21 protein-coding genes and 1 riboswitch are annotated in these 25,594 nt (G+C 54.7%); of the genes, 3 read left to right on the top strand and 18 right to left on the bottom strand.

Going from position 1 to position 25,594, the window contains the following annotated elements; all coding sequences use genetic code 11:
- Positions 1-168 precede the first annotated feature (168 nt).
- The 4 genes from spoVAE to NSU18_RS11570 form a co-directional block, all read right to left on the bottom strand.
- The gene (spoVAE, locus tag NSU18_RS11555) at positions 169-519 is read right to left on the bottom strand and encodes a stage V sporulation protein AE (RefSeq protein WP_036697920.1); all 351 of its coding nucleotides are present in this window, start codon (positions 517-519) and stop codon (positions 169-171) included.
- Positions 516-1,550, bottom strand: coding sequence for a stage V sporulation protein AD (spoVAD, locus tag NSU18_RS11560; protein ID WP_341019658.1), 1,035 nt, complete (start codon positions 1,548-1,550; stop codon positions 516-518). The genes spoVAE and spoVAD overlap by 4 nt, the downstream gene beginning before the upstream one ends.
- 3 nt (positions 1,551-1,553) lie before the next feature.
- Positions 1,554-2,051, bottom strand: coding sequence for a stage V sporulation protein AC (gene spoVAC, locus NSU18_RS11565; protein WP_341019656.1), 498 nt, complete (start codon positions 2,049-2,051; stop codon positions 1,554-1,556).
- A 134-nt stretch (positions 2,052-2,185) separates the two neighbouring features.
- Entirely contained in the window at positions 2,186-2,362 is a 177-nt protein-coding gene (locus tag NSU18_RS11570) for a hypothetical protein (RefSeq protein WP_341149070.1), read from the bottom strand.
- 250 nt (positions 2,363-2,612) lie between these two features.
- Here NSU18_RS11570 and NSU18_RS11575 point away from each other — a divergent pair, with 250 nt between their 5' ends.
- Positions 2,613-3,686 (top strand): M42 family metallopeptidase, encoded by a 1,074-nt coding sequence (locus tag NSU18_RS11575; protein WP_341019652.1) that lies wholly within the window; start codon positions 2,613-2,615, stop codon positions 3,684-3,686.
- A 98-nt stretch (positions 3,687-3,784) separates the two neighbouring features.
- On the opposite strand, the gene NSU18_RS11580 is transcribed toward NSU18_RS11575, so the two are convergent.
- The 8 genes from NSU18_RS11580 to NSU18_RS11615 form a co-directional block, all read right to left on the bottom strand.
- Positions 3,785-4,930: a mannitol-1-phosphate 5-dehydrogenase gene (locus tag NSU18_RS11580; protein WP_341149071.1), complete on the bottom strand. Its 1,146-nt coding sequence runs from the start codon at positions 4,928-4,930 to the stop codon at positions 3,785-3,787.
- A complete protein-coding gene (locus NSU18_RS11585; protein ID WP_341019648.1) occupies positions 4,930-5,364 on the bottom strand; it encodes a PTS sugar transporter subunit IIA in 435 nt (144 codons plus the stop codon). The genes NSU18_RS11580 and NSU18_RS11585 overlap by 1 nt, the downstream gene beginning before the upstream one ends.
- 16 nt (positions 5,365-5,380) lie before the next feature.
- Positions 5,381-7,447 carry a BglG family transcription antiterminator gene (locus NSU18_RS11590; protein WP_341019646.1) on the bottom strand — a complete coding sequence of 689 codons (2,067 nt, stop codon included), beginning with the start codon at positions 7,445-7,447 and terminating at the stop codon, positions 5,381-5,383.
- A 100-nt stretch (positions 7,448-7,547) separates the two neighbouring features.
- Positions 7,548-8,987 carry a PTS mannitol transporter subunit IICB gene (locus tag NSU18_RS11595; RefSeq protein WP_341019644.1) on the bottom strand — a complete coding sequence of 480 codons (1,440 nt, stop codon included), beginning with the start codon at positions 8,985-8,987 and terminating at the stop codon, positions 7,548-7,550.
- A 333-nt stretch (positions 8,988-9,320) separates the two neighbouring features.
- Positions 9,321-10,184, bottom strand: coding sequence for an aldo/keto reductase (locus tag NSU18_RS11600; RefSeq protein WP_341019643.1), 864 nt, complete (start codon positions 10,182-10,184; stop codon positions 9,321-9,323).
- Positions 10,185-10,290: 106 nt separating this feature from the next.
- Positions 10,291-10,605 (bottom strand): DMT family transporter, encoded by a 315-nt coding sequence (locus tag NSU18_RS11605; RefSeq protein ID WP_341019640.1) that lies wholly within the window; start codon positions 10,603-10,605, stop codon positions 10,291-10,293.
- Between the two features lies 1 nt (position 10,606).
- Positions 10,607-10,966: a DMT family transporter gene (locus tag NSU18_RS11610; protein ID WP_341019638.1), complete on the bottom strand. Its 360-nt coding sequence runs from the start codon at positions 10,964-10,966 to the stop codon at positions 10,607-10,609.
- A gap of 59 nt (positions 10,967-11,025) precedes the next feature.
- A riboswitch (guanidine-I (ykkC/yxkD leader) is annotated at positions 11,026-11,137 on the bottom strand.
- Positions 11,138-11,480: 343 nt separating this feature from the next.
- The gene (locus NSU18_RS11615; RefSeq protein ID WP_341149072.1) at positions 11,481-13,760 is read right to left on the bottom strand and encodes a glycoside hydrolase family 3 C-terminal domain-containing protein; all 2,280 of its coding nucleotides are present in this window, start codon (positions 13,758-13,760) and stop codon (positions 11,481-11,483) included.
- A 117-nt stretch (positions 13,761-13,877) separates the two neighbouring features.
- On the opposite strand from NSU18_RS11615, the gene NSU18_RS11620 reads away from it, so the two are divergent.
- Positions 13,878-15,236 (top strand): helix-turn-helix domain-containing protein, encoded by a 1,359-nt coding sequence (locus NSU18_RS11620; RefSeq protein WP_341019635.1) that lies wholly within the window; start codon positions 13,878-13,880, stop codon positions 15,234-15,236.
- A gap of 140 nt (positions 15,237-15,376) precedes the next feature.
- Positions 15,377-15,802, top strand: coding sequence for a hypothetical protein (locus NSU18_RS11625; protein ID WP_341149073.1), 426 nt, complete (start codon positions 15,377-15,379; stop codon positions 15,800-15,802).
- A 359-nt stretch (positions 15,803-16,161) separates the two neighbouring features.
- Here NSU18_RS11625 and NSU18_RS11630 read toward each other — a convergent pair whose 3' ends face one another.
- The 6 genes from NSU18_RS11630 to NSU18_RS11655 all read right to left on the bottom strand — a co-directional run bounded on the left by NSU18_RS11630 (position 16,162) and on the right by NSU18_RS11655 (position 25,100).
- Positions 16,162-17,901: a hypothetical protein gene (locus NSU18_RS11630; RefSeq protein WP_341019633.1), complete on the bottom strand. Its 1,740-nt coding sequence runs from the start codon at positions 17,899-17,901 to the stop codon at positions 16,162-16,164.
- A 53-nt stretch (positions 17,902-17,954) separates the two neighbouring features.
- The gene (locus NSU18_RS11635) at positions 17,955-18,857 is read right to left on the bottom strand and encodes a sugar phosphate isomerase/epimerase family protein (protein WP_341149074.1); all 903 of its coding nucleotides are present in this window, start codon (positions 18,855-18,857) and stop codon (positions 17,955-17,957) included.
- A gap of 79 nt (positions 18,858-18,936) precedes the next feature.
- On the bottom strand, positions 18,937-19,809 hold the full coding sequence (locus tag NSU18_RS11640) for a carbohydrate ABC transporter permease (protein ID WP_341019629.1): 873 nt from the start codon (positions 19,807-19,809) through the stop codon (positions 18,937-18,939).
- 25 nt (positions 19,810-19,834) lie between these two features.
- Entirely contained in the window at positions 19,835-20,674 is an 840-nt protein-coding gene (locus tag NSU18_RS11645; protein ID WP_341023153.1) for an ABC transporter permease, read from the bottom strand.
- Between the two features lie 136 nt (positions 20,675-20,810).
- Positions 20,811-22,424 (bottom strand): extracellular solute-binding protein, encoded by a 1,614-nt coding sequence (locus NSU18_RS11650; protein WP_341149075.1) that lies wholly within the window; start codon positions 22,422-22,424, stop codon positions 20,811-20,813.
- Positions 22,425-22,832: 408 nt separating this feature from the next.
- Positions 22,833-25,100 carry a helix-turn-helix domain-containing protein gene (locus NSU18_RS11655; RefSeq protein WP_341019625.1) on the bottom strand — a complete coding sequence of 756 codons (2,268 nt, stop codon included), beginning with the start codon at positions 25,098-25,100 and terminating at the stop codon, positions 22,833-22,835.
- Positions 25,101-25,594: the final 494 nt, after the last annotated feature.

Raw genomic sequence — 25,594 nt, forward strand, 5'->3', positions numbered from 1 at the left:
TAGGAGTACCGAAAGTACATGTTAGGCCAAGTGAAATTGTAGAGCGGCATGCCAGAGTTGTCCAAAAGAAACCCGTCATCAGGCGGAGTAAGCCTCCTTTAATTAAAAAGGGACCGCCATAGGCGATCCCGGAATTAACATATCTATATACATTCCATTTACCGTCAGTTACCCCTTCGGGCGGACGACCAGCGCCGCCAGGAAAGAGAAGACAATCGCCGAGGAAATCCCGGCGCTGGTCACATCGAAGATCCCGGTGACGACACCGACCCAGCCATCGCGCTCCAGCTCAGTCAGCGCGCCGTGGACCAGCGAATTCCCGAAGCTGGTAATGGGCACGCTGGCCCCGGCTCCGGCGAATTTCACCAGCGGATCGTAGATACCAAAAGCGTCGGCAGCCGCACCAAGCACCACCAGCGTACTCATGGTATGGGCCGGAGTCAGCTTCAGCACATCGAACATCAGCTGGCCGATCACGCATATCGCACCCCCGACCAGAAAAGCCCATAAATAAATCATGCTCCCTCACCTCCGCTCTCCAGGGCTACCGCATGGGCTACGCACGGAATACTCTCCCCTTGTTGATATGACAGCGGCGACAGAAGCGCTCCGGTCGCTACAATCAATACACGCTTCAGTTCACCCTTCTTCATACGCTTCATAATATGCCCGTAAGTCACTGTAGCCGAGCAGCCCGCGCCGCTGCCCCCGGCAATGACGTATTTCTGCTTGTCCAGGTCATACATCATCAGCCCGCAATCATTGAACACCGTCTCCTCCATCGGGATGCCTTCCTTAGCCAACAGATCCTTGGCAATCGGCAAGCCGACGGAAGCCAGATCGCCCGTAACAATCAGATCATAATGCCCGGGTGTCAGCCCTGTATCGCGGAAATGCGCCGTAATCGTATCGGCGGCTGCCGGGGCCATAGCGGTTCCCATGTTGAACGGATCCTTCAGCCCCAGATCCATGATGCGACCAAGTGTTGCATACACTACATGCGGCCCTTGAACCGTCCCGTCGTTCACCCCTACCACTGCGCAGCCGGAGCCTGTTACGGTGTACTGGGCGGTGGGCGGCTTCTGCGAGCCGTACTCTGTCGGGTAGCGGAACTGTTTCTCAACCGTACAGTTGTGGCTGGATGTACCGGCCAGCGCGTATTTGCCGCCGCCGGAATCCACGATCATCGAGGCGATGGCAAGGCTCTCCATCGAGGTGGAGCAGGCACCGAACACCCCGAGGTAAGGCACGCCGAGCTTGCGCGCGGCGAAGGAGCTGCTGATGATCTGATTCATCAGATCCCCGCCGACGAAGAACTCCAGCTTCTCCTGCTCCAGATTCGCATTCATGAGGGCAAGCTTGGCGGCTTTTTCGAACAGGGCGCGTTCTGCCTTCTCCCATGTCTTCTCGCCCATCTCCAGCGAATCATAGACGAAGTCAAAGCTTGAGGCCAGCGGCCCTTCCCCCTCTTCGGGTCCCACTACAGCAGAGGTTCCGAGGATCACCGGACGGTTCGTAAATTCCCAGGTCTGTTTGCCGAGCTGCTTCATCGTTTAATGCGCACCTCCCCAGCCCATAACGGCATACACTACACCCACGATAAAAGCAGCAACGACGCCGAACACAATAACCGACCCGGCCAGTTTGAACATGTTCCCGCCCACGCCCAGCACCAGCCCTTCCGCCCGGTGCTCCAGTGCCGCAGAGCACATGCTGTTGGCGAATCCTGTGACCGGCACTGCTGTGCCTGCACCGCACCATTGGGCGAGCTTGTCATATACCCCGAAGCTGGTCAGTATGACGGAGAGCAGAATCAGAATGGCTACGGTCGGGCTTGCCGCCTCTCTGGAGGTCATATCGAATATCGCCATGAATGCTTCCTGGATGCCTTGTCCCAGCACACAGATGAGTCCCCCGGAGAGGAAGGCGCGCATACAATTTTTGAATACAGGACGAGAAGGCACGTAAGGCTTGGCCAATTCCTGATAGGCCTTCGGGGTCAGACCGTCAAGGTTCAGCTTGACGCCTGACTTTTTTGTTTTTGCCGGCAATGCAGACACCCCCTGAACTGTTGGATACGAAAGGGAACGGGCAGCGGGTAAGCAGCAGTCCCGTCCCTTCGTGTTATGCGGAATTAAGTTTTCCTTATTATTCACTTCAGGCGGCCCCGTTATGTCCCTCCTGCTCAGGAAAAATAAAACAGCACAACAATCAGCAGCAAAAACAGCACCAGGATCAGTACCGCCTCATTCTCCCGCCCGTACCGGCGGCGGTAACGCCTGGGCAAGCTTTGCCGGCGGACCGGCACTTTGCGGAATCCGCTCCGGCTGCCTGCCTGGGCTACGCTCCCCGAGAGCCACATTCTCCTCGCTTCCTTTCTCCGGCTCCTGCCTGCAGAGCCCTTACCGTATAGTATTCGCACAGGGAGCCCTTGTGTTCATTTGCCCTCCCGGCATGGACAAGCGGCGTAAGAATGTTCATACTAAAAGAGTGAACTTAAGAATCTGACTTGCTGATTGACGAAATCCTTGAATATACAAAGGTTTCGTCAATCAGCCGGCCATTATTCTTAAGTTCAGCTTATGTAGATGTCATAAAGGAGCGATATATGTATGAATACAGACACCCTTGAATTGTTCAAAACCTTAACAGAATTTCCCTCAGCCTCCGGCTTCGAGCGCGAGCTGCGCGCTTATGTCAAGGAGGCTATGACGCCTTATACGGATGAATTCGTGCAGGACCGGCTGGGCAGCCTGTTCGGCGTTATGCGCGGTGAAGCTAACGGTCCCAAGATTATGGTGGCCGGCCATTTCGATGAGGTAGGCTTCATGGTGACCGGCATTACAGACAACGGGATGATCCGCTTCACACCGCTGGGCGGATGGCTGGCTTCGGCCGTGGCCTCACAGCGGCTGCAGATCATTACGCCGAAGGGTACGCTGAACGGCGTGGTCGGCAGTACACCCATCCACCTGCTAAGCGCGGATGAACGCGGCAAGGCCGGGGAGATCAGCAAGATGTACATTGATATCGGTGCAGACAGCCGCGAGGAAGCACAGAGCTTCGGAGTAGCTCCGGGACAGCAGGTCGTTCCGGTCTGCCCGTTCACGCCGCTGGCCAATCCGAAGAAGATTATGGCCAAGGCCTGGGACAACCGCTACGGTGTCGGACTGGCTATTGAATTAATGAAGGAACTGCACGGACAAGCCTTGCCGAATACGCTCTACTGCGGGGCTACCGTTCAGGAAGAGGTTGGGCTGCGCGGTGCCCGGACGGCTGCCAATCTGCTGGCCCCGGATATTTTCTTCGGGCTGGACGCCAGCGCCGCTGCCGATATGACCGGCGACCGCCAGGCCTTCGGCCATCTGGGACAGGGTGCGCTGCTGCGTATTTTTGACCCGACGATGATTACCCACCGGGGGCTGGTTGAATATGTGCAGGATACAGCCGACACTCATAAGATCAAGTACCAGTATTTCGTCTCCCAGGGAGGAACGGATGCGGGTCAGGTGCATCTCAGCGGCATCGGCATTCCTTCAGCGGTAATCGGGATCTGCTCCCGTTACATCCACACGGCCACCTCGATCATCCACAGTGATGATTATGCGGCAGCCAAAGAGCTGCTGATTAAGCTGGTGCAGGGACTGGACCGCACGACACTGCAGACGATTCTGGAGAACAGCTAACCAACCTCCCCACAAAACATATAAAGTCGTATCTTTCTAACACAAATAGCCGCAGGGATAAGCTTATAGGCTTTCCCTGCGGCTGTATTTATATGTTCTTAGCTCAAAATCGCATATTGCTCCATCGCAGACTGATGAATAGGGTGATCCGCAGCAAGCCCCGTATACTTCGTCAACGCTGCTTCTGCTCCAAGCTCCGCGATTGCAGCTTGCAGCTCTAGCGCTTCGGGGTCATCCCCCGCCTTGAACAGCAGCGCACCGGCCATGGAACGCGTCAGCGCCGTGTAGCTCAGCCCTCTGTCATACGCCTGCGTTGCAGGGGATACCAGACGGTCATTCGGCGACAGCTTGCGCAGCGGCGAGCGGCCTACTCGGGACACCTCATCGGTCAACGCCGGATTGCGGAAGCGTTCCAGGATTTTATCGATATACCGGCTGTGCTCCGCTGCATCGAAGCCATGCTTCTGGACCAGCAACGCGCCGGTCTCCTCCAGCACCTCACGTACCTTCGCCGTTAACGCCTCATCCGCCATAGCCTGCTGAATGGTCTCGTAGCCCTGCAGGAAGCCAAGGTACGCCGCAGAGCAGTGGCCCGTGTTCACAGTAAAGAGCTTGCGTTCAATATACGGCTCCAGATTCTCTACATAATGCACCCCTTCAACCGGCGTATAGCCCGGGATCATCTGCGAGGCGTCCACCACCCATTCATAGAACGGCTCAACAACCACCTTCAGAATATCCTCATGCTGCTGGAGCGGAACGATCCGGTCCACTGCCGCGTTCGGAAAAGCAACCGAAGATTCAGCCTTCGCACGGGTCTCTTCATCCAGCTTCGCGTACACCAGCTCCTTGAGCTGTGCACTGCCGCCAATCGCATTCTCGCAGGCGATTACATGCAGCGGTGCGGAGGAGACAGCTGCTCTTCTGCTGATGCCATCAGCCAGTACACCCGCGATATGCTTCAGAATGGACACACCAACCGCAGTTGTCACCAGATCCGCTTCAGCAATGGCGGCCGCTACTTCATCCGCATGCGTTACACTGCTAAGAGCCGTTACATTCTTCACGACGACCGTTTCCTGACCGCCGCTGGCCAGCGTGACCGGATACTCGCCGCGTTCCTTGAGCTGGGTGACAAAGGCCTCATTCACATCCACAAAAGTCACTTCATAGCCCGCCTGCGACAACAGCAGCCCGATGAAGCCCCTGCCGATATTGCCCGCGCCGAAATGGACCGCCTTCATTACTCCAGTCCTCCTTCAAAGATTGCAATAACATCAGCAGCCGTAGGAGCGTTCATGACGCGGTCAATGGCATCATCCTCGGTGAATATCATCGCCACGTTCGTCAGAACCTCCATATGCCCGTCGCCTGCGGCAGCAATGCCGATGACAACAAACGCCGGCTCATCCCCGCCGAAATCCACCCCGTCCGGGAAGCGGATGATAGACAAACCAGTGGACTTAATATAAGGCCGCGCTTCCTTAGTACCATGCGGAATAGCCAATCCGCCGCCCATATACGTGGACACCACTTCCTCGCGTTCCAGCATCTTGGGAACATATTCCTCCGTTACATGCCCTGCATCGACCAGCAGCTTGCCCGCCATCTTGATGGCTTCGTATTTATCGTTTGCGGCACCGTGCATAATCACTTTATTTTCTGACAGTATACTCATAGGGTTTCTCCCTCTTTCAACATTTATTTTGGAAAAAATGAAGCAGCTCCGAGGACAAGTACCCCCGGATCTCTGACTCTGAACGTTCTTCCAGCAATTGAACCAGCTCAGAGTTCAGCAGCAGTGCGCTGATCTCGCTTAGCACCTCCAGGCTCTCCTTAGAGAGTCTGCGCGGAGCCAGCATAAGCAGAATGACCCGGACCTCTGTATCCCCCTCCAGAATTACGGGCTGATCGAGACGGTACAGGGTCAGCGATGACAGGTGAATATGGCTGCTTCTGGTATGGAACAGCGCCAGCGCCGTATCCGGGATTACCTGGCTGGTCATCCGCTCCCGCTCCAGCAGACGCTCCAGCACAATCCCGGCATCCCCGACCACGCCGTTTCCATTCAGCGTCTCCAGCATCTCCACGATCGTCGCTGACAGATCCATCCCCTGGTTATCAATGGGATGGAACCGGAAACGCTCCAGCAGGCTGACGATCTCATCCAGAATACCCTTGTAGCTCCTGAGACGTTCAAGCGAGGCTTCCTCCCGGACCGCCTGATCCGGTTCACCGTTCCGCCCTTTCCCCCGTTCCCGCAGCGTCGTGTTCTGAATGTAATTCAGCAGCTTCTCAATCTCCTCCGCTGTGAGCAGTGGGCTGATCTTGATGTAACGCTCCTTGTCAATCGGCAGATCGATGGTAGATATAATCAGATCGTAATCTTCATCAGGCAGGCGCGCCGCTTCATACCAGGAGATGTTGCCGAGAATCTCAATCTGCGGCATTTCCTTGGTCAGCCGGGTAGCCAGCAGCCGGGAGGAGCTTAGGCCGCTGGCACAGACCAGAATGGCTCTTACGTTGCGCCTTAGCTGGTTCAGCCGCTCTGCGGAAGCCCCGAAATGCATGACCAGAAATCCGATTTCTTCATCCGGGATCGTAAGCTCCAGCTGCATATCCTCCACGGCTGCGCGGAGGATGTTGAACAGATATTCGTAATCCCTGCGGATCGGGCCGAGCAGCGGGTTACGGATACGGGTACCCTCCCGAATCCGCTTCAATGCCGGATCAATATGCTCCAGCAGGCCCTCGCGCAGGGAACGGTCGCTCTGGAAGGGCAACCCCGTCCGCTTGACCACGCTCTCGGTAAGCTTGTAAACAATCTCCATTAATTCAATATCGCCGTAAGCATAGCCGGAAGAGGAGAAGGAATCCTGAACCCGGTCGAACAGCCCGGCAATATATAGAATCTCTACCCGGGGAATCTTCAGCTCAAGCACCTCTGCGAGCTGCTGCACAAATCGCTCGGCTCCGGCAATGTTCCGGTGGTCGGAGACCCTGGAATAGCCTGCTTCCGCCCCGCTGTCGATGCTCCGGCTAAGCTCAATCCGCCGGGTAGTGACGGCAAGGGCCAGGAGCATTTCCATATAGACAATTTCGGGCAGCTCCGCCGTCCATTTCCATTCCATATCCCACAGCGTATTCTCTACTTCCATAAGGTTGGACTGACCGACTGTAGTCAACAGCACACGAAAAGCCGGATTGCTCTCAGCCAGAGAACCATGACCGACCAGATCAGACAGATCCAGATGCTCTGCGGCTAACCGGCCAATCGCCCGGCGCTTGTCGAGCTCGCTGCCGGTAATTTCAACGCCATAGCCTCTTCTCCGGACAAGCTCCAGCCCGAACTTACGGACCCACTGCTCCAGTTCATCCAGATCGTAGCTGATAGAAGCAACTGTAACCTTAAGGGAGTGCGCAAGTGTGAACAGCTTCACCGGCTCCTCCGCCTCCAGCAGAACACAGAGCTCGAATACCTTGCGGTCTTCGCCGGAATAATCCGCCGGCTTCTCTTCCCGCAGGAACAGGCGCAGCTCCGCAAGACCGGCCTCCGGGCCGCTCAACTGGATGCCTTTGCCTGATTTTTTGATCAGATTAAGATCAAAGTTCTCAAGCGCGGACTCTATATCCTCCATCTCCCGGTGTACGGTCCTTACGCTTACCCCGGTAGCCTCGGCAATTTTCACAGCGGTAATCTCTCCGCTTGCTTCAAGCAGAAGCCATAGGATCTGGCGCTGTCTGGCGGTAATTTTCGTCATTTCCGCTAACCCTCGCTATATGGAGACAACGCTGGCTTTGGCGGCCAGCGTCTCCTTATTTAGCATTGTATACGTCTACTTCAACTTACACTTATGCCGTTTACTTCAAACGTTCTACAAGCTCATCATACTTCGGGCTCTTCAGGAAGTTATCAATCGAGATATGCTCTGCCTGCGGATTGCTGGCAATCGCCCGGTCGGTAAGCGTCTTCTGCGTGACCACGATGTCCGCGTCCGCCGGAATTTCACTGACCGCAGAGTTCGTAACGGTGATGTTCACCCCTGCATTTTGCAGCTTCTTTCTCAGGACCGAGGCGCCCATTGCGCTGGAGCCCATCCCTGCATCACAAGCGAAGACGATTTTGTTCACATTGGCTTTGGTGCGGACATTGGAGGCTACAGTTGCAGTTGCAGCAGTCTGTGCTGCCGTACCGGCAGACTTCATGTCTCTCATTCTGGCCTCTGCCGCTTCCAAATCCATCTCTTCTTGATCATTATTCTTGGAAGATCTCAGAAGCACAGCTGCAATCAGGAACGATACAATGGTAGCCACGACAACCCCGGCAATCATTGGAAGATATCCGCCCTTAGGCGTCATTGCGAAGTAAGCAAAGATACTGCCTGGAGAAGGAGAAGCTACAAGACCTGCGCCCAGCATCTGGAAGGTGAATGTACCGGACATTCCGCCGCCGATGACTGCCAGAATCAGACGCGGATTCATCAGGATGTAAGGGAAGTAGATCTCATGAATCCCGCCCAGGAAGTGAATGATAATGGCGCCCGGTGCGGAGGATTTGGCAGAGCCTTTGCCCGCCAGCCAGTAGGCCAGCAGAATGCCCAGACCAGGACCCGGATTCGATTCAAGCATGAACAGGATGGATTTGCCGATTCTCTGGGACTCTTCAAGCGCAATTGGTCCCAGTACCCCGTGGTTGATCGCATTGTTCAGGAACAGTACCTTGGCCGGCTCAATGATGATGTTGATGAGCGGCAGCAGATTGTGGTTAACCAGGAACTCTACACCATTTGAGAGGATGTTGGTCAAGCCCTGAACCAGCGGCCCAACGCCTTTTAAGGCTCCCAGCGTCAACGCGCCGCCGATGATCCCCAGCGAGAAGTTGTTGACCAGCATTTCGAACCCGGCTCTGATTTTGCCGTCCACTGCTTTGTCGAACTGCTTCAGCACCCAGGCAGCCAGCGGACCGACAATCATCGCACCCAGGAACATTGGAATGGTTGAGCCGACGATAACCCCCATGGTTACCAGTGCGCCGATGACAGCACCGCGCTTGCCGTGAACCATCTGTCCGCCGGTGTAGCCGATCAAGAGTGGAAGCAGGTAGTTAATGATTGGGCCTACAAGAGCTGCAAGGCTTTCATTAGGATACCAGCCCGTTGGAATGAATAATGCTGTAATCAATCCCCAAGCGATAAAAGCGCCGATATTCGGCATTACCATACCGCTGAGCATACGTCCGAATTGTTGAACCTTCACCCTTGCACCGCCGGATGAGGTTTGTTTCGTTGCCGTTGTGGCCATTTAAGATGCCCCCTTATTGTAATGAACGGGAACCTTCCGCACCGCACTCTGAAAGGTGTTTTCCCTTTGAACACATCGTAAATCAAAGCGCTTTCTTTGTCACCAAATTGAAAACACGGTTTCGGCATGAACATTGTTGACAACATTTAAGAGCTCCTGCCAAGGGGCTTAAGTCCGGTATCCGCGCTGCTCCAATCGGCCTACAAGCTTCTCCATAGGATGCACAAATTCACGTATAATATCAGGTCGCCCATTGTATTCGGTTAACAAAAAAAAGCCGCCCCCCATGCGGAGACGGCTATGCTATGCCATGCAGCAGCAGTTAAGCTATGATTAAATCATGTCCAGCGGAACCTTCCACGACGGCTGGGGAAAAGCGTCATCGAGCTGCCACAGCTCGTCGTCTGTAAGCACAAGCCTAGCGGCGGCCGCATTCTCCTTCACATGCTCTCGGGTGGCGGCCTTGGGGATAGCGATGACATCCCCGTCACGGATGGTCCAGGCCAGCAGAACCTGCAGCGGAGTGACCTCATGATTCCGGGCAATCCGTTGCACGGCTTCATTCTCGGTCAGCCCTTTTCTCAGCGTTCCCGCCTGTGCCAGCGGAGAATAGGCCATGACAGGAATCTTATGTCCTCTCAGCCAAGGCAGCAGCTCATGCTCAATCCCTCTTGAGCCCAGATGATAGAGCACTTGATTCACTGCGCAGTGATTGCCGCCGGAGATATGCAGCAGCTCCTGCATATCTGCCGTATCCAGATTGGATACGCCCCAGCGGGCGATTTTGCCGGAAGCCACCAGTGCCTCCATCCCCTCCACCGTCTCCTCCAAAGGAATATTGCCGCGCCAGTGCAGCAGGTACAGGTCCAGCTGGTCTGTGCCGAGCCGCTTCAGGCTGGCTTCGCAGCTGCTTATCAGCTTGGCCCCGCCCGCATTATGCGGGTACACCTTGGAGACCAGAAATACGCGGTCACGGATGCCCTGCAGCGCCTCACCAACCAGTTCTTCGGAGCGGCCGTCCCCGTACATCTCAGCCGTATCAATCAGATTCATGCCCAGCTCCACGCCTTGGCGAAGCGCAGCAATCTCTTCCGCCCGCTTCGCTGGCTGGTCGCCAATCTGCCAGGTTCCCTGCCCCAGTCTGGGCAGCACAGCTCCGTCATTCAGGCGGATACTCTCAGATACAGGTTTGCTCATATGTGATAAGTCTCCTTATAAGAATAATGTTCTTACTTATATACTTACCATAATAGCGTCTGCGAAACATCCGGGTAAGTGTGGAGCTTGTAAAGTTTCAGCAGCCTCAGCCAATTAGCTTCAGGCCCGCTACAGCTCCCAGAATCACTACAATACAGGCAATCCGCTTCACATCCCGTGCTTCACCGTAGAATATCATCCCCATGATCGCCGCTCCTGACGCTCCAATTCCTGTCCAGATCGCGTAAGCAATCCCCATGGGCAGACTCTCCATCGCCAGAGACAACAACAGGAAGCTTGCCCCGAAGCCCAGTATCAAAAGGCAGAAGGACTGCCAGTTGCGGTTCTTGTACAGCTTGCCAATCATGGCGACCCCGAACATTTCACATATTCCGGCAGCAATCAGCATCACCCATGCCATCTCAGTTCAGCCCCTTTGCCTGTTCAGGTTCAGCCTGAGCCGGGGTAACCAGCTTCAAGCCGACAACGCCCGCCAGCAGCAGGCCAATCAGCAGCAGCTTCAGCGGCCGCAGCGGTTCACCGAACAGAACTCCACCCGCCAGAACGGTGCCCGCTGTTCCAAGTCCGACGAATACAGCATAGACCGTGCCTACCGGCAGCCTGCCGCTAGCCCAGATGAGGGCGTAGAAGCTGATCAGGATAGCCGCTACCGTTACCGCCCATTCCCATGGAGCGGAGGCATGCTTCAGCCCGATGACCCATATCACTTCAAAGCAGGCAGCGCCTGCAATCATGATCCAGCTCTTAGTGTTCTTCTTCATTTCTCCGTCCTCCTGTTTCATAAAATAAGCCCGGAAGGCTATCGTCATTACCTGACGATACCTCCCGGGCTTTTGTCCCTCCGTGTATACACGGATTCGCTTCATCCGTGTGTTCTCCCTCGGACCAGACCAGCGGTGTGTACCTGCTGCGGAACCCTAGAGAACTATTAACTAAATTATTAACTTACATCCTATGTTAGCAAATCACGCTGCCAAAAGCAACTCTCCAGCCTCCGGAGGTCACGGCTCATGATTAGCCCTTCTTCTGAATCCGCCTCAAGCACAAAGGAGTGCAGCGCAGCACCGTATTCCAGATGCAGTGTCCGGGACTCCTTATAGGGGTTGGCAATCACCAGGGTTAAGCTGCCTGCCGGTGTGCGGAATGCGGTGGCATTGGAGAATATTAATCTGGCATGCCGTTTTCCTAAGCTTAAGGCAGCGGACTGAATATCCCGCTGCCTCTTAATCTTTGTATAGGGAGGACAAACGATATGTCTTCCCGCGGAATATGCTCTTACGCCTGTCCAGCCAGCCTGTTCAGCTCCTGCAGATCCGCCTCCAGATCCGCCTCGGTATACTTGCCCTGGCCGAAGCCGATCATGGCGCGCAGCGGCATATATTTCATCATGGCCAGCAGCATCTCCGGATTGTCGCCAAGCACATCCTCCAGCCCGAACACACTGCTGAAGCTCTTCGCCTTCTCCTCCGTCAGCGGATTGGCGAGCAGATCGCCGACTGTGGTGTTGCGGTGGAAGCGGCCGTGCAGCTTCACGGTGGATTCTACCGCAAGCTCCGTGCTCAGGCGGATATCGCGTGACGAAGCTCCAACAGAAATCTTGAACATCCCGCTCTCTACATGCCAGTCAGCCAGCTTCACATTGTAGTAGGCAAAGGAACGCTTATCCAAAGTGAAGGTTACGACGCCTTCTTCCCCGGGCTGCAGCTCAATCTTGGCGAAGCCCTTCAGCTCCTGCAGCGGACGGATCACACTGCTCTCCACATCGCTGACATAGAGCTGCACAACTTCCTTGCCCGCTATGCTGCCGGTGTTCTTGACCGTGACCGACACCTGAACGGTATCTGTGTCCTGAATCCGGGTCTGATCCAGAAGCAGACCGCTATATTCAAACTGCGTGTAGCTAAGGCCGAAGCCGAAGGGGAACAGCGGCTCTATTTCTTTTTTATCATAATAACGATAGCCTACAAACAAGCCTTCCTTGTACTCCACCGTATCGCCTTCACCGGGGAAGTTCAGGAATGACGGATTGTCGCTCAGCTTCATAGGGAAGGTCTCCGCCAGCTTGCCGCTTGGGCTCACTTCGCCGAAGAGCAGATCCGCAACCGCACCGCCAAAAGCCTGACCGCCAAGGTAGCCTTCAAGCACCGCCTTCGCCCTATGCAGCCAAGGCATCTCAACCGGCGCGCCGTTGCTCAGCACTACAATAATCTCGCTCTGCACCTCAGCCACCGCTTCAATCAACGCCTTATGGCTCGCAGGCAGCAGCAGATGGCTACGGTCATAGCCCTCCGATTCGTAGCGGTCCGGCAGGCCGAGGAACAGCACAGCTGCATCCGCCTTGGCTGCTGTATCGCAGGCTTCGCGCAGCAGATCAGCATTGATGTCATCGCTCTCCAGCTCATAGCCCTGTGCGTACAGGAAGCTGGCTGCATCCCCCGCAACGGCCTGTAATTCAACGAAGGCATCATCCATCCGGGATGGATTCACATGCGAGCTGCCCCCGCCCTGATAGCGCGGCTGCTTGGCGAATTCGCCGATCACGGCAATCTGTCCGCTCTTCGCCAGGGGCAGAATTCCGCCTTCGTTCCTCAGCAGCACCATGCTCTCCCGGGCCACTTCGCGTGCAAGCTGATGATGCTTATCTGCATCGAAGACCGCTTGCGGATTGCGGTTTTCTACACTTTTGAAGATAAAGGCCAGCATCCGCTCTACCGCGAGATCCAGCGTCTCCATAGCCAATTCGCCGCTATTCACAGCCGCTACGATCTTAGCGTCTCCGATTCCAGCGCTTGACGGCATTTCCAGCTCCAGCCCTGCCGCCAGCGCCTTCACCCGCTCATTGACCGCTCCCCAGTCCGACACGACGAAGCCTTCGAAGCCCCAGTCCTCCCGCAGCACCTTGGTCAGCAGCTCATAGCTCTCGGAAGCATACTCCCCGTTCACCTGATTATACGAGCACATGACACTCCACGGCTGGCTCTGCTTCACAGTGCCTTCGAAGCTGGCAAGGTAAATCTCACGCAGCGTCCGCTCGTCAATAACAGCATCTACAGACATGCGGCGGTGCTCCTGATTATTGGCGGCATAATGCTTCAGGGAAGTACCGACCCCCTGGCTCTGCACCCCCTTCACATGATTCGCAGCCATCTCTGAGGCCAGGAACGGGTCCTCTGAGAAATATTCAAAATTCCGGCCATTCAGCGGAGATCGCTTGATATTATTGCCCGGTCCGAGCAGAACGGCGACATTCTCCACCTGGCATTCCGTTCCCAGCGCCTCGCCTACCCGGAAAATCAGGTCGCGGTCCCAAGAGGAGGCCAGTCCGGCCGCTGAAGGAAAACAGGTTGCCGGCACACTGTTATTCAATCCCAGATGATCTGCGTCGCCCTGCTGCTTGCGGAGCCCGTGGGGTCCGTCTGTTACCATCACTGATGGAATGCCCAGCCGCTCGATACTTTTGGTGTTCCAGAAATCCAGCCCGGAGCAGAGTCCGGCCTTCTCTTCCAGTGTCATTTGTGAAATGAGCTTCCGAATCGCGGTTATGTCCTTTACCATTGTATTGCCTCCTATGAATACGGTTTCTTGACTCCATTCTATACGACTGTACCGGCCATTTATGGTACTTTCTTTCGATCTTTGGTATTCTAAGTATACAAATAAAGGAGGTGGCCCATGGCGAAGCTAAGCGGGAATGACGAAGATCCAGAGTACATCTGTAAGCTGATCTACGAAGCTTACCGGGTGCCGGTCATGTGGATTGATGAAGCGGCTGCGCTCCGTCTTACTATGGCATCGGCTTTAGTGGACCGGCCCTCCGTTCAGGGGACGGGCGGCCTGCCGGTCGAGGTTATGGAGCTTGTCCGGGGATACGGAGTGGCGGCGGCGGGCAGGACGCTCAACGTGAAGACGGACGAGATGTATAGCACGGTTAGTAGCGGAACAGCAACTGAAGGCGGGATGCTTAGCGCAGTGACGGGCAGAACTGCTGCTGCAGACGCTTTACCGTATCTGCACACAACCGGCTTCCTGGAGAGTTTCATTATTCTCCAGCTTCAGGGCAATGGCGGTGCTATCGTCATCGGTCCGGCGCTGAACGCACCTGTTACCGGTGATAACGCAGCCAGCCTGCTGCGCGATCACAACATTCCGCCCGGGCAGCAGGCAAGCTGGCTAGAGTACTACGGCAGCTTGCCTGTGATCAGCCTGACGCGCTGGTATCATGCCGCGCTCCTGCTCTACACGCTTGCCACCGGGCAGGCGTTGTCCGTGACAGAGCTGCTGCTGGCGGCGGGTACGCTGGCAGAACCGCTGCATCCGGCTGACGACAGCCCGGATCTGGACTTATCCTACCGCCGGGAGCATACATGGCTGCACCATGACCCGATGCAGGAACGCGAAATGTTCCGCCATATTACGAACGGGGACAAGGCGGGGCTGCTGCGGACCCATGCTTCTTTTGCCGAAGAGAGCTACGGAAGGCTGTCCCGCAAAAGCCAGCTGCGCAGCAAAAAAAATCTGGCTGTCTCCTCCATCACGCTGGCCACCCGAGCGGCGATTGAAGGCGGGTTGTTCTGGGAGGCTGCCTATACCCTGAGTGACTTCCATATCCAGCACATTGAGGAGCTTCGCGATATTCCGGCGGTGGACAGCGCCATGCTGGCCGCTCTATGCGACTTCGCTGATCAGGTAGAGGGCAGCCGCAGCGCAAGACATTCCCGCATCTCCGACCGGTGCCGGAATTATATATACAATCACCTGTATGAGGAGCTTCCGCTCGGCAGGCTGGCTGAATACGCCGGAATGAGCGCCAGCTACCTGTCCCAGCTGTTCAAAAAAGAAACCGGCACCGCCATCAGCGACTACATCCAGCAGCAGCGGGTCGAAGAAGCCAAGCGGCTGATCCAGCTGCCCGGGATCACGCTATCGGATATCGCCACCCGTCTGCATTTTAACGACCAGAGCTATTTTACCAAAGTATTCAAGAAGTATACCGGCCTCACCCCGAGACAATTCAAGCAGCATTCCAGGTAGGTTCCAGGAGTATGGTATGATTCTTTTATGAGGGCAATCCAACATTTGGTTAAAGGAGAGGTTCTGCATGATGGGAAGCTTACTATTCGCAGGAGCAGTTATCTTCGTTGCGGTGATGTTTATTAATCGCAGTAATCGTAATGCGCGGTACAAAAATTACGGCAATAGAACCCGCTCTCACTCGGGAGATCATTATTTCATCACAGGTACCGGAGCCGATGCCGGCAGCTACGCTGGTGACAGCCGCCACGATGAACAGCGGAACACGGATGGGCATAGCGGGGCCAGCCATTATCAGGGTCATCACCACGGGAATCATTCACAAGATCATTCTCATAACCATGGAGGCAGTCACTGGGATAGCGGTCATCATGACGGCAGCCACGGGGGCTGGGACAGCGGAGGTCACAGCAGCCATGGAGGCGGCGATTCCGGCGGTGGAGATTCTGGCGGCGGCGGTGGCGACTAACATTTACAAATCGAGGAGCCTCCCGGACTGCCAGGAAGCAGCAGACTGGGAGGCTCCTCTGCTGAGTATCATTACGGTGAACGCTTGCTACGTTTAGATTATGTACTCGCTACGATATGCTCGCTACTACAGTTGGATTTTCTCCACTTGCTCATATAAGAATATCCCCCTCTACAACAACAGTTGGAAAAATTACACTTAAACTAACACATACCACCCAAAGATGCCGAAACTAACATAATTAAATTACGTTTTTCCACTTACTTCCCTACACCCACCATAAATAGCTAAATTAAGCTACACTTTTCCACTTGTTTCCTCTCGAACCCGGGGGTACTGCGCTGCTTGTGCCCATTTCCGCTAACCCTCCACACAGCAAAGACACCAGCCTCCGAAGATGTTGGTGTCTGCCCAAGCGAACATGCCATCGCCCACACGCTCCGACCTCCGCCTTCTCTACTGTGCAGGAGAGAGAGTAAGCGTGAAGGTCTTATCGAACGGGGTCACGAGGTTAACCTGCACGGTTTTGTAGTTCTTGAGCGAACCGGGTTCCGGGGCTGTTCTGCCGAGATGTGCCATTTCGCCGCCCGTCAGGTCGATCCAGTCTCCGCCATAGGTGTACCGGAGCAGACCGCCGCTCCATAGGAAGTTGTCCTCGTCCAGCGTCTGCAGCTCACCTGAAGTGAAGTTGCCTTCCCAGCCGAATTTGAAGGACAACTGAGCCAGGACCTGGGCAGGCTCCGCGCAGTGCAGCCGGATCGTCCAGCCCGTCTCTGTACGGTGTACCTCTGTCTCTACAGACAACGTCTGTTCATGGGTCAGCGGACGGCTCTGATGCGGCAAAAGATACCACGGGCTGACCGCCGTTCCCGCTTCCGGCGGGAGCAGTGCCCCCTCAACCGGACCGTAGTAGCCCTTCTTCTGCACGCCCTTCAGTGAATAGCCCTCCGGCAGCCGGGTCATCTCCTGCATCGGCACGAATCCGGGATTGAAGCTGGTATTCAGCTGAACGGCCAGCAGCCTTACAGCGCCGTGGCGCAACGCGAAGAACGATGGCGTCTCCGTGATCAGCGTCACGCTGGTCGTCCCGTCTCTAAGCCGTGCCACAGGCGCCCCGAAGTCGGTATGCAGCCGGCTGTGGTAGATCTTCCCCTGGTGACCCGCCGACTCCATTCTTTGCAGATAGCCATCCCTCAGGAAATCACCGTTAAGGATTTGTTCATACTGCACGGGCAGCTCTGCTGTAACCTCCGGCGGCCGCTGCAGCTCCGGCTCCAGCAGCATCCGTACCAGAGCGTTCACCGAGCAGACGCCCGGATTGGATAAGGAGCGTCCGGCCCACTCCGCCATACCCGCCAGCACGGCATCCTTATCCGAACGGGCAAGAATCGCATAGGGCAGATAATAAGGAGACAGATCATGGAGCACCCCCAGATCCTGCCGCCCGGAATAATCGGTCACGACTTCGCCGGACGGATGCACAAGGTAGACCATCATATGCAGATTCCGGCGCACCGGGTCCAGCAGCTCCGGCTTATCCAGCAGCCGGGCGGCATGAATCAGCATAATATCACTTACGGCACTGTAGATGCCGTTGCTCCGCTCGGTCCATTCCCCGTCCGGTGTAATATCCATTCCTTCCGCCAGCCATTCATCCGCCCGCTGCCGGGCCTCTTCTTCGCCGAACAGCTCATAGAGAAATCCTAGCGCCGCGCACATCACCCAGCGGTGATTCGGAGTATGGACTCCGCCCGTAAGCATAACGGGGAGGGACTGATTAAGGAACAGGAGCATGTTGTCCAGCACCGGCTGAAGCGGCGGCCACTCGTGCTTCGCCAGCAGTTGATATAACTGCGCGTAGCCGACCACAACGAAGGCCGTATCCGGCGGCGAATGATAATTCGTCCAGCCCGGGGAGATAGAGCCGTCCTGATGCTGGAAGCGCAGCACGAACTCCGTGGCCAGCTTCAGCCGCTCCAGCAGCTCCTCATCCCGGTAATACCGGGAATCCGGGTTCACCAGCGCCGCACCCCAATAACACATGTCCGTCGGGGTGCCGGTCGTGTGATTCACCCAGGCAATCCCTGTATGGGGATCAAGGGTTCCTCCATAATACAGGTCGCTCTCATCCAGCACCTGCCGGGGAATTCCCTGTTCTACTGCTTTGTCATTACTATCCACCAGTTGCTTATACATTGCGCTTCCTCCTTGCGGATATCTCGGAACTCTCGAAGCTCCCGCCAATCGGCCTATCCCCTGCGTGCCAGCTTGGCTGTAAGCAGACGGTGACTCTCATGAATCTCTTCCGGCCGGCAGGCAGCCTTCAGCTCATACACCTTGACCTGCGCCCGCTCAATCATCGGCAGATAGGCATCGTAGAAATCCGGATCTCCGCTGTTCACATAAGGGCACCAGTGGTCGGCAAGGCCGATCGTCTCATGAATATGGACACCGACGATATCATCCATCAGCCCTTCCATTTCCCCTATACTGTCATACAGACCCAGACGGTCCATCAGAATAGCGTGGCCTGTGTCATACCAGATGCCGACGGGTGCTCCTTTTAATGCGTTGATAATCGTCTTCGCTTCCGCCAGCGTCGGAATCTGCTGCGGCTTGGAGCGTGTCTCGATGCCGAAGCGGATATCCAGCCCCTTGGAAACCGCGCGGTTACACACCTCATCCAGACTCTCGATAATGGTCTGTACATAGCCGGCACTGTACGCTTCACGCCGCTCCATCAGCTCCGCCCACTTGCTGCGGTAAGCCGCCGAATCCCTGCCCTGTCCCTCGTAGATCTGCTCCAGCTCCCCAGAGATATCATACGGGAACGGCACCTCTCCCGGATGCACTACCACAGCTTCGCCGCCGTAACGCTGAGCGTACTCTGCAGAGCGGACCAGCAGGTCTATCGCCCGCTTCCGTTTCTCCTTATCCTCGAAGCCCAGCAGGACCGAATCCGTTCCATAGTCAGGGTCCGCGACATGGGGGAACGTATTATGAACGCTCGATATACCGATCTCCCCGCGTTCAATCATCGGCTCAATGGTAACCAGCATTTCCTCCGTCACATTATAATTCAGTTCTACCCTGCGGAATCCCAGCTCCCGGATCTCATTAAGCAGTCCATCACCTGTAGTATGACGTCTCATGTTCCAGCAGGTTGAGAATGAAAACTCTCCCTTATCCATCTTCTCTGTCTCTCCTCTCACAGTATCGCAGTGTTGTTAGTTAGCCCTTCACAGCTCCTAGCATAACACCACTGACGAAATATTTCTGCAGCCAAGGATAGACGACCAGAATCGGTACCGTGGCAAAGACGACAGTAGCGGCCTTGAGGCTCTCCGGCGGCAGCTTGGTACGGGCCGCCCCCTCCAGGTTCGTCAGCTCAGTGATCATATTGTTCTGAACCATCTGGAAGAGCTTCAGCTGAAGCGGATACAAATCGGGATTATTGATATACATCAGGGAATCCTGGAATCCGTTCCAGCGTCCCACCGCATAGAAGAGCGCGAGTGTAGCCATAACCGGCATAGATAACGGCAGGATGATCTTGAGCAGGGTGCGAAAATGCGAGCTGCCGTCAATCTCTGCTGACTCTTCCAAGCTCGGTGGAATGCTGCGGAAGAAGGAGATCAGGATAATCAGGTTGAACGGGCTGACCAGACCGGGCAGAATCAGCGACCAGACAGAGTCGATCATATGCAGATCACGGATCAGCAGGTACTCAGGAATAATACCGCCGCTGAAGAACATGGTGATGATGATCAGGTACATGAACATCGTGCGTCCCTTCAGCTTGCTTTTGGTCAGCGGGTAAGCGGCTGCAACGGTGAATAGCATACATAATACCGTAGTCGCAACCGTCAGGATAATGGTGAAGATCAGCGAGCGGATCATCGCATTGTCGGTGAAGACCTGCACATACGCCTTCCAGTTCAGCTCAATCGGGAAAATCGTAACTTCCCCGGAAGTAATAGCCCGCGTGGAGCTGAGGGATACCGCAATAACGTGTACAAACGGAGCCAGGCAGAACAGCACGAACAGTGCAATAAAGGTAACGTTAACGATATCGAATATCCGGTTAGAGGTACGTTCACTCATCGTACTCCGCCTCCTTTCTGTATAATCATAGAATGCCGTCGCCGGTCACTTTTTTCGATATATAATTGGAACCAAGGATGAATACCAGTCCAACCACCGCCTGGAACAATCCGACTACAGTCGCCAGTGTATACTGGCCCGACTCCAGACCAATCCGGTAGACGAAGGTACTAAGCACATCGGAGTATTCGCGCACTGCCGTATTCCCGATGATGTAGGGACGATCGAAGCCGATGCTGACCATTTTCCCCAGGTTGAGAATGAGCAGAGTAATGATCGTTGGTTTGATACTGGGCAGTGTAATGTAGATGATCTTCTTCATCCGGGTAGCACCATCCACTTCAGCAGCCTCGAACAGCTCGCGGTTGACACCGGTAAGCGCCGCCAGATACAGGATGGTTCCCCAGCCGGCACTTTGCCAGACACCAGTGAACAGGTAAGTAATCAGCCATGGATTTTTTTCGGTCAAAAATGGAATAGGGTTCAGCCCCATACTCTCCAGCAGGCCGTTCACCATACCGGATTGGTTGCCGAACAATTGATAGACGATCCCCCCGATAATCACCCAGGAAATGAAATGGGGAATGTAGAGAAGGGTCTGTGATATTTTTTTGAACCATACCGACTTCACTTCATACAGCATAATAGCCAGAATAATCGGGGCCGGGAAAGACACTACCAAATCGAGAAAATTCAGCATAAACGTATTGCGCAGACTGCTGTAAAACTCCTTCATGCCAAACACTTCGCGGAATGCATCGAAGCCGATCCACTCACTGCCGTTGATGCCTTGGAACAGGTTGAAATCCTTAAAGGCAATCTGCACCCCGTACATCGGGCCGTAGCGGAAAATCAGGAAATACATAATGGGCAGTGAAAGCAGCGCGTATAGTTGCCAGTACCTTTTGATGTAAGACGCTTTGCTCAAGGTCCTCTCCTCCTATGGAGAAAAAACCGGGCAGAGCAGCATGCCAGCTCCCCCGGTTTTCACTTTTTTTAGTTTATTTGGCTGGAATCTCTGTAAGCGCCTGCTCCAACTCCGCTTTCAGCTTGTCTCCGCCCAGAGACATGTAATCCTTCATTTCCTGTTCAAAAATCGTATCGAATTGATCCGGCTTCGCCATCGCGGTCTTCACGATAATCACGTTGAGCTTGTCGCTGAGCGTAGTGCCGTATTTCGATTCTGATTCAATCGGCTTGCCGAAGACGATAGGACCCACAGTATCTGTGTTGGCAATATCAATAGATTGCTTCAGCGCCTCCTGGTTGTTCGCAGGGAAGCCCATAATCCAGGCTTTCTCATTGGTGGCCTGATCGCCGAGATTCTTACCGTTAGAGATAATCGCGGTGTCCCCGGAAGTGAACAGACGGTCTTGGAATTCCTGAGAAACATCAGCCTTAACTACCGGAATACCATCCACCATATCGTAGTTCTCGCCTTCAACGCCGTTGTAGATGTCAATCAGATTGTTGCCGGTTGCCATCCAGTCAAGGTATTTCACAGCTTCCACTGCACGCTTGCTGCTCTTAGGAATCATGATGTACATACCGTTCGAGGCATAGCGGGATTTGATATACTTATTGTCCACCTTGGCATTGGTGAGGACATCTACCGGCTGCAGCTTGCTGCCCGGTACATTCTTATAGAGATTTTCCAGCGTACCGTCGGCATAGAACAGACTGTCCACATCCTCGGAGAAGAAGCCTACGTTGCCGTTCTGAATGTCCTTGGACACCTGGGCTTTGTCTTCATCCAGACTGAAGTCCTTGCTGACCAGACCTTCATTGTAGAGCTTGTTGAGGAACTGTGCCGCATCCTTGAAGCCCTCATGCAGCGGCAGCTCGTAGCGCTGGCTGTAAGTTAGGTCGCCGCTGATCGGCTTGATGAAGGAGTAGATCAGCGTCTCCAGCTGAGCGGAGCCGAGGGACATGCCCATCGGAATCGTTTTGCTGCCAAGACCGCCCGGGTCCTTGTCTTTAAACGCTTTCAAAGTTGTGTACAGCTCATCGGTGTTCTTCGGTACCGGCAGCCCCAGCTTATCCAGCCAGTCCTGGCGGATGTATGAAGTGTAGCGTCCTGTAATCGCCCGTTTACCCGGAATCGCGAATTGCTTACCGTCGAGCTGGCCGAAGGCCATCGTCTCGTCACCAATGAATTTCTTCAGCGTCTGGCCGTGCTCCTCAAGCAGGGAACCCACATCGGTCAGCCCGCCTTGCTGGGCGTAACGGTAGAAGACACTGGAATCATAAGTGAAGACAATATCCGGCACATCCGTATTGCTGGCCATCAGTACGTTCAGCTTGGTCACTTCCTCTGAACGCTGCACCGGAACAAATTCTACATTGATATTATTCGGATCACCGAAATTTTTCTGAATCATCTGAGACATGAAGTTATTGGTAATGGTGTATTGCTTCGGCGTTTTACCGCGGTCGAAGATCTCTACCTTCAAGGTTACGCGTTCTGCGCTCTTCCCGGGTGCGTCTGTACCTCCGGCTGCCGAATTCGATTTACCGTCTGAGGAACAGCCTGCAAGCAGAGTAGCTCCCATTACTGCGGTCAAGCCGATGCCGATTGCCTTCTTCAGAACTGTTTGGTTTACGTTCACTGTCATTGTTCCATCTCCCTCGCCTTAGCAGGCTATAATGGTGACTTCATGATACCCCCGAGCTTCACTGTGCCCGTACTCTTAGCATTGTCCCGTTCAAGCCTGTATTACCCTCAGCGTTCAAGGCTGCTTGTTGTTCCGGGATGACCACAGTATTCCATAACTTTCGAAGGTCTGACAATAAACCTGTTTCGGATGCGGCAAAGCGCCTGAATTCGGACATCCGGTTTATCAGACCAACCATTTTCGTACAATAAACCGCTTTCATATGGGCAAAAATACAGGCCGCATCGCTATTCGCCCCCTTGTTCAAAGGTTGGCGTAAGAGAAATGCGGCCTGGACCTTACACGAATGCGGCAGATGATTCCCCTACTGCACCGGCTAATGGAATTCCTTCATTATTACAGCTTGCTCTAGTCCTGCGGCTCCATTCTGGAGGCTGCTTCGCGGCGTCTGGAGGAACGGTAATCGCCCGGCGTGATACCGGCAATGCGCTTGAAGACTCTGCCGAATGAAATGGCATTCGCATATCCTACTTGAAGCGCGATATCCTGCAGGGAACAATCCGTATCGGTCAGCAGCTGCTCGGCTTCCTTCATCCGCAGCTCGGTGAGGAAATCCACGAACTTCATTTTGAATTCAGTCTTGAACAGATAGCTGGCGTATTTGCCGGAGACCTGGAACCGGTCACTCAGATGCTTCAGCGAAAGATCGGGATTAGTGAAGTTCTCTTCGATATAATCCTTCATCTCATTGACCATGGCCCGGTAGCTCTTCGTTTCGCTTGCAGAGACATAGGTACGGAATAAATCGGTGACATACTCGAAGAGAATGGTCTTCACTTCATGCAGCGCCTCGGCCTCCTCCAGCTGCTTCAGCCGAACTTCTGCATTCTCCGCCGACAGCTCATCCTGCAGCTGCTCAGACATCACCGCCACTTCGCGGCTCAGCATCTGCAGCATAGCTTGGATCAGGGAACGGATATCCTCGTCCTTCAGGAAATCCTGTTCGAACGACTCGAAGATCCGTTCCAGCTGCTCCCGCCACTGGCCGCTCGACATGCGGAAATACTTCACGAATTCAGCAATCATCTGCAGATATTTATACGTCTCAAGCAGCGGCTGGCGCACTTCACCGCTGCCTGCCAAGACGATATCCTCATGAATCAGCAGCTTGTGCTGCATCACATATTCGGCTGCCGCATAAGACTCGCGGATCATCCCCGGCCCGGCGGCGGCTGAGCCGATGCCGAAGCTGAGCGAGATCCGCAGATTCTGCTCGACCCAGGAGCGGCAATCCTCCGCGAAGACCCGGAGTTTGGACTCCATCTCATGATCGCCGCCGGTTGCCAGGAACAGGATCGCTGCACGTTCGGTACCCACCCATTCTGCCCATCCCTGCAGCTCCGCATTCCGCGCCAATTCCTGGAATACATTCATCAGAGCAAATTTCAGCGTATTCTGATCCCCCCGGGTATACCGGTCCTCGAATACTTGCTCATAGCGGTTAATCTCCCCAAGCACAACGATGAAGCGCGAGGAAGCATTCGCACCGGTAAGCGGAGACAGCTCCTCCAGCCGCTGGGTCACCTGCTCCAGCCGCTCGCTGTGCAGCAGATCAGTGAACAGCTTGCTGCGCTGAAGCAGCAGGTTCTCCCTGGTTTTGGTATCATAATCAGTCATGTGGTTGATCAGATCCTCCAGCACGCCGTCAATCAGCATCATCTCGTCCGGCCTGTCGGTAGACTGATCCATCATGCGGATCTGATGGCCCTCAATCCGGTTCATAATCACCTGGATCGGCTTATAATTGCGCCGGGTTACATAGATCAGATACAATACTGCACAGACCACAGTTCCCACCGCAATCGCTACCCAGAGATAAGAGATCACAGAGACCCAGCTGAACAGATTCCCCGCCTTGATTCCGCTCTCAAACGTCCAGCCGTTTCTCTCCAGCTTAAGTGTGTTCAGCAGCTTACCGTCAGCCGCACCTTGCGTATCGGAATGGGCCTGGTACACGGTGTTGCCATTAGCGTCCAGAATCGTCATGAACGAGAGCTGCTGGTTAACCATGCTGTCGATGAGCTGCTCCAGTGCACTCATTTTGATATTAATGACCAGTATCCCCCCGGAGCCGAAGGGGAGCGGCATTGCTTTATTGGTTGTCAGCACACGAATTTCTGTACGCTGGGACAGATCCGAATGGTAATCCCTGACCGGCTGCCAGCCTTCCGGAACTGTAGGATTCGAAGTCATGGCCCTGATCCAGTCCTCGTCGGCGAATCCCTCCAGCTCCTTCAGCCCCGTATCGGTTAGAACGCTTCCACGCACACGGTCATACAAATACACCGACTGGATATACGAGGATTCCTTAATCAGATTGCGCAGACTCAGGGCCACAGCATAGATAGTCGATGTGTCCGTCACTCCCTGATTATTGAAGTATAGCTTGTAAGCATCGCTCCGCTCTACCGCATCGAGCACCGACAGCTCAGCTTCCTTGATCGTCCGGTCTACACTATCCCTGAGATAGCTGGCGGAGATGCGGTCTGCCTTCTTCGTTTCCGTCCGGGAGATATCATTAATAAACACAAAAGAGGCAAAGATCAGAATCGTCACCGTCAGCAAAAATATAGGGAAATAAGACAGCAGCAACCGGCGATACCAGGAACGGAACATTCGACAACCTCCTCCACAACCATCAGGATACCCGGCCGTATCCGGCCGCTTCATATATGCTTCGTCCAAGGCTGCTCTGCGGCGGCTCTCCGACATAAGATCTATTTCAACTCCGGCAGCTTCTTCAACTGACCGCCGTTCGAATTCCTGCCATTATAGCACATACGCTTCTCCTCCAGCTAACCAGATAAAGTCAACTCCCCCCGGGCCTTTTTCCCCGCCATACCCCTGCAACCGACTCCGGCACTGCCTTCAACCCACTCGGCCCCGCCTGCAACCGACTCCGGCACAACAGGTGGATAAATGTATCTTATTTATTCAATTGCTTACGTTAATACCCAAGCAAGTGGAAAAACAGCATTTAATCGTATCGCTAATGGCACTTTGAATGAAATGTGATTAAATTAAGTGCTGTTTTTCCAACTGCTGTTGTACCAGGATTCATTCTTCCGGCAGCAAGTGGAGTAATTCCAACTAGCTCCACCCGTAGCTTC

It is taken from the genome of Paenibacillus sp. FSL H8-0048, from assembly GCF_038002825.1.
Taxonomy (GTDB): Bacteria; Bacillota; Bacilli; order Paenibacillales; family Paenibacillaceae; genus Paenibacillus_AQ.